This is a genomic window from Streptomyces alkaliphilus (genome assembly GCF_014141535.1).
GTDB classification, from domain to species: Bacteria; Actinomycetota; Actinomycetes; order Streptomycetales; family Streptomycetaceae; genus Streptomyces; species Streptomyces alkaliphilus.
The window spans coordinates 1-3826 of record NZ_VKHT01000490.1 but is presented as its reverse complement, the minus strand read 5'-3'; the positions used below and the strand labels follow the sequence as shown (position 1 = coordinate 3826).

The following is a 3826-nucleotide window of genomic DNA, read 5'->3' as shown; positions in this document are numbered from 1 at the left end:
TCCCCGCCCCTCGCTCCCCGTACCCGGTCGCCGTCCCGGTGCCTCCTCTCCGGCACGCTCCCGAGGGCACTCCGGCGGGCCCGCACTGGCCGTGATGGGCAACGCCCGCCTCCTCGCGGGCCTGGACGGTCTGCGCCGACTGGATCGGGTGGCCCACCTCGCGGTGCACGGCGAGTGCCCCCGCCTGCGGCTCGACGAGGTCATCGCGCTGGCCGAGAACATCTCCCTGCGCGGTCGCGGCGGCGCCGGTTTCCCCTTCGCCCGCAAGGTGGCCTCAGTGGCCGAGGCGGCCGATCGCCGCGGTCTGCCCACCGCTGTCATCGTCAACGGCAGTGAGGGGGAGCCGAGTTGCCTCAAGGACAAGGCCCTCCTGCGAAACGCGCCGCATCTGGTGATCGACGGGGCCGTGCTCGCCGCCGAGGCACTCGGGGCGCAGGAGGTCGTCCTCGGTGTCACCCACCCGGGGGTGTACTCCTCGGTGCGCGACGCCATCGCCGAACTTCCGCCCGGACGGGTGCCGGTGCGCGTGCAGCGACTGGCCGAACGCTTCGTCACCGGGGAGAGCTCCTCGATGACCCGGGGCCTGAACGGTGGCCCCACCCTGCCCTCCGGACAGAAGATCCGCACCAGCGAGGTCGGTCTGCACGGGCTGCCCACGCTCTTCTCCAACACCGAGACCTACGCCCAGCTCGCCGTCGCGGCCCGCCTCGGCGCCCTGGGATACCGCGAGGTGGGAACCCCCCGCGAACCCGGCACCGTCCTGCTCAGCATCGCCGGGGCCTGCGTGATGGAGGCCCCCGCCGGGGCACCGCTGATCGACGTGCTGCGGCTGGTCGGCCTCGATGTCGGGCAGGGCGTGCTCATCGGCGGCTACCACGGCAAGTGGCTCTCCCCCGCCACCGCCCTGTACGCCGAGCTCTCGCGCGAGAACCTCGAACGGCACGGGGCCACCCCCGGAGCGGGTGCGATCCTCCCGTTGCCCCCCGCCACGTGTCCGGTGGGGGAGGTGGTTCGGGTCGCGCGGTGGATGGCCGACGAGTCGGCCGGCCAGTGCGGACCCTGCCTGTTCGGCCTCCCCTCCCTGGCCGACGCCCTGGAGGCGGTGTGGCGCGGCGGAGGCTCCGCCGCCCTGGACGCCGTACGGGCCCGGATGGCGGCCGTCCGCAAGCGCGGCGCGTGCAGCCACCCGGACGGCACCGCCGGATTCGTGGCCTCCGCGCTGGACGCCTTTCCCGGCGAGTTCGCCGACCACGCGCTGGGCGTCGGCTGCGGCCGCTCCGTCCTCGGCACCCTCCCGCTTCCCCCCGAGCCCGGCGGCATCCCGATCACCGAGCACGAGGGGCCCAGACTCCACGTCGACTGGACCCTGTGCCAAGGCCACGGCCTGTGCGCGGACATCCTGCCCGGCGTGGTCGAGATGGGACCGGACGGTTTCCCCGCGAGCGCCACCATGGCGGTTCCGCCGGAGGCCCGGGCCATGGCGATCCGCGCCGTGCGCCGCTGTCCGGCCCTCGCCATGCGCGTCACCGAATGACCGCACCGAACCCCGAGCCACCACCGAACACCGATCCACCACCCGAACCCTGAACCCCCAACCACCGAAAGTCCGGCCCCGCCGGACCGATCCGCCCTCCGACGGCGCGTCCGGTCACAGGAGCCCCGGTCGGCCGGGAAACCGGTTTCGGCCAACCCGCGGAGTCCCCGAGGGACTCCACCCCCTGGCCCACACCAGAAGGAGAACCATGCGTACACGCCGATGCACGGCCCCCGCCGCCGCGGTGGCGGCCCTGCTCCTGGCCACCGCCTGCGGCACGGACGTCTACGGGCAGGGAGGCACCCAGCCGGCCGCCAACCAGGCCGGGGTCCCCGAGTACGGAGGTGAATACGAGGGGGGGTACGGCTCCGCCGACGCCACCGCCACCATCGATCCGGCGGGCCAACTCATCGTCCGCAGCACCCCCGACCTGGGCTCCGTGGTCACCGACAGCCGGGGTTTCACCCTCTACCGCTTCGAGGAGGACACCGCCGACCCGCCGGAGTCCACCTGCAACGACGCATGCGCCACGGCGTGGCCCCCCGTGCCGGCCGACGACGCGAGCGCGACCGAGGGGATCGACCCCGCCCTGCTGGGCGAGGTGGAGCGGGCCGACGGCAGCGCCCAACTGACCCTCGCGGGCTGGCCCGTCTACCGGTACCAGGACGACACCGCCCCCGGCGACATCAACGGTCACGGCGTCAACGGCACCTGGAACGCCCTCGCCCCCGACGGCAAGCCCGCCTCCGCCGACAACGCGCAGGCGGCCGGGGGCGAGGATGGCCCCGCCCTCTCCGTCGTCCAGGACCCCTCGCTCGGGCCGATCGTCACCGACGCCAAGGGGCGCACCCTGTACCGCTTCGACAAGGACAGCGCCTGGCCGATGATCTCCAACTGCGAGGGCGACTGCCTCGACACCTGGAAGCCCGCGCAGCCGGTGGACCCGGAGGACGCCAAGGGCATCGACGCCGAGTTGATCAGCACCCTGGAGCGGGACGACGGCACCGAGCAGTTGGCCATCGACTGCTGGCCGGTCTACTGGTTCACCGGTGACGAGAACCCCGGTGACACCACCGGTCACGGCGCCGGCGATCTGTGGTTCGCCGTCACACCGAGCGGTGCCAAGGCCCCGCTGTAATGAACGGGGCTCCCATCGTGCCGGGCCTCGGACGGGCCCGGCTGATGATCCTCGGTGCCTCGGCACTGGGAACGGTCGCCCTGGCGGCGCTGGCGGCCACGCCGCACGACGCCGCCGGGGCGGGGGCCGGCACGGGCGTGACGGGTGGCACGACGACGGTCGGCGGCCCTTCCGTCGGGGACACCCGCCTTCGTCCCGACGCCGACCCGGCCGCCGGTCCCGGGGAGATCGCGGAGGCCATCGCGGAGCGGATCGGCTGTCGCCCCGAAGCCGTCCTCGTCGACGCCGACGAGCTTCGGCAGGTCGCCTGCACCCTCGACGGCGAGCGGTACCGCTTCACCGCCTTCCTGGCGGCCGAGGGCACTTTGGCCTGGCTGGACGAGGCACTGCCCTACGGCGGCAGTCACCTGGTCGGCGATCGGTGGGTGGTCACCGCCTCCCGGCCGGTGCTGGAGGAACTGGGCGATCGCCTGGGCGGCCGGATCACCGATGGCGAGGATCACGGGGCCCACGCCGGGCACGGCTGACCCCGACCCGATCGGTGGGGCGCGGACCGGCCGTGGCGGACGGACGGCCCGCGCCCGGCCGGGAGCCGGCCCGTGCCCCGGTGCGCCCTCCGACCCGGCGCTCCGCGAGAAGTCGGGGGACCCGCGGACCGTCCCGGGCCCCCGTTCGGGGGAACTCCTCCGTCGTGCCGTCATCCCTCCGCCGGAACGCGGGCCGTTGCCCGGCAAACGGGCTCCGGGGCTCTAGGCTCGACCTCATGAGAGAGAGTTATCTTCGGCTCATCGGAGCGGCCACGGCGGCGTACGGCCTCGCGGTCGCGGTCCGGCCCGAGCTGCTCGCCCGGCCCTCCGGACTGGTCGACCGCATCGGGCAGGTCGCCCCGGAGACCGCGACCTCCCTGCGGCCCCTCGCCTGGCGTGACGCCGCCAACGGGCTCGCCATGGCGCTGGCCCCCAACCGCAGCGCGCTCAGGGCCGCGACGGCTCTGCGCATCGCCTCCGACTTCGGCGACGCGGTCCTTCTCGCCGCGACCCTCCCCGAACGACGCCATCGCATCGGCGCCGTCGCGGTATCCGTCGCGTGGGGTGCCCTGTCCGTCGCCGCCCTGGCGAGCCGACCACCCGTCGGTGCCGGTGAGCCCCTCCCAC

4 protein-coding genes are annotated in these 3826 nt (G+C 74.4%); all 4 read left to right on the top strand.

The genetic code is table 11. The features are described from left to right. The first annotated feature begins 94 nt into the window (after positions 1-94). On the top strand, positions 95-1534 hold the full coding sequence (locus FNQ90_RS15470; RefSeq protein WP_182606918.1) for an NADH-quinone oxidoreductase subunit NuoF family protein: 1440 nt from the start codon (positions 95-97) through the stop codon (positions 1532-1534). A 208-nt stretch (positions 1535-1742) separates the two neighbouring features. Then, positions 1743-2672, top strand: coding sequence for an SCO0930 family lipoprotein (locus FNQ90_RS15465; RefSeq protein ID WP_182606917.1), 930 nt, complete (start codon positions 1743-1745; stop codon positions 2670-2672). Between the two features lie 17 nt (positions 2673-2689). Beyond that, positions 2690-3199, top strand: coding sequence for a hypothetical protein (locus tag FNQ90_RS15460; RefSeq protein ID WP_182606916.1), 510 nt, complete (start codon positions 2690-2692; stop codon positions 3197-3199). Positions 3200-3435: 236 nt separating this feature from the next. After that, on the top strand, positions 3436-3826 hold a 391-nt coding region (locus FNQ90_RS15455), incomplete at its 3' end, for a hypothetical protein (RefSeq protein ID WP_182606915.1).

Bases quoted from the DNA above. Each gene is read 5' to 3' on its own strand.
- FNQ90_RS15465 (WP_182606917.1), top strand. From the start codon at position 1,743: ATGCGTACACGCCGATGCACGGCCCCCGCCGCCGCGGTGGCGGCCCTG.
- FNQ90_RS15470 (WP_182606918.1), top strand. From the start codon at position 95: ATGGGCAACGCCCGCCTCCTCGCGGGCCTGGACGGTCTGCGCCGACTG.